The sequence below is a fragment of the Catellatospora sp. NPDC049609 genome, from assembly GCF_040675365.1.
Classification (GTDB): domain Bacteria; phylum Actinomycetota; class Actinomycetes; order Mycobacteriales; family Micromonosporaceae; genus Catellatospora.
On sequence record NZ_JBFAOU010000501.1, the window covers coordinates 1 to 1,006 of the forward strand.

Below are 1,006 nucleotides of genomic sequence, written 5' to 3' on the forward strand. Positions count from 1 at the left end.
TGAGCTTGTCCCGACCTCATTTCCGCTGGTGAGTCTGGGTTGACAACGAGAACGCCGGCGTTCAGCACGAGGTCAACAGGTAGGTCATCTTCTGGTCGGTGAGAACCAACGGCGTGCCCGCTGCGGGTCACGATGCGGTATCGGTCTTGGCGGTGCCGAACGGGTTTCGGGTCAGGTACTGCAGGGCCTGGACGGCCTTGACGACCGTGGTCAGCTGCCGGGGCCGTCCGCGGAAGTCGCAGGCCAGTACCCGCCAGGACTTGAGCTGGGCGTTGGCGCGTTCGCCGACGGCCCGCAGGCCCGCCAGGACCCGGTTGGCGTTCTTGCGCGGCTCGGGCAGGGTCTTCTCGCCGCGTTTGCGCTTGTAGCCGGTGATCACACGCGGGTGCAGGCCGATGTAGCCCAGGTCTGCGAGGAGCCCGAGGAAAGCCACCACCTTCTCGGCGATCTTGAACCGGCGGGCCGCGGTGATGTCGACCGTCTTGCCCGGCAGCACCCCCGACACCCACAGCAGTTCCCCGTCCGGGGCGGCCACGGTCTGCACCGCACCGCCGTGCCGGCGGTGCTTGCCGGAGTACCAGTGCTGCTTGCGGGTGTAATCGGCGGCGACGCGTTCGGTGGGGATGTTGACCCCGTCGACGATCAGGTAGTCCCACCCGGCCCTGGCCGCGAGGTAGACGACCTCGGTCAGCGGCAGCGCGCGCCGGGCCAGTACCTTGATGCCCTCCTGGATCAGGGTCCGGCAGGTGCTCTTGGGCACGCCGTTGCCGGCGCCGAGTTCACGGTAGGTGTGTCCGCCCTCCAGCCAGGCGATCGTCAGGACCGCCTGGATGGTGACGTCGTGGCCCCGCCACCGGGTGCCGATACGCCGCCGGTAGCGGGTCAGCGCTGCGGCCAGGGCCGCCACGGCATGGGCTGGCGTGGACAGGGCCAGACCGTAGATGATGGGCGCGGAGGTCTGCGGTTCTTGGTTCGTCACAAAACCGATCTATCGCAGACCTCCACT

Annotated in this window: 1 protein-coding gene; it reads right to left on the reverse strand. The window is 68.4% G+C overall.

What is annotated here, in order from left to right:
• Positions 1 to 127: 127 nt before the first annotated feature.
• On the reverse strand, positions 128 to 979 hold the full coding sequence (locus tag AB0J67_RS41420; protein WP_363491338.1) for a transposase family protein: 852 nt from the start codon (positions 977 to 979) through the stop codon (positions 128 to 130).
• Positions 980 to 1,006 lie beyond the last annotated feature (27 nt).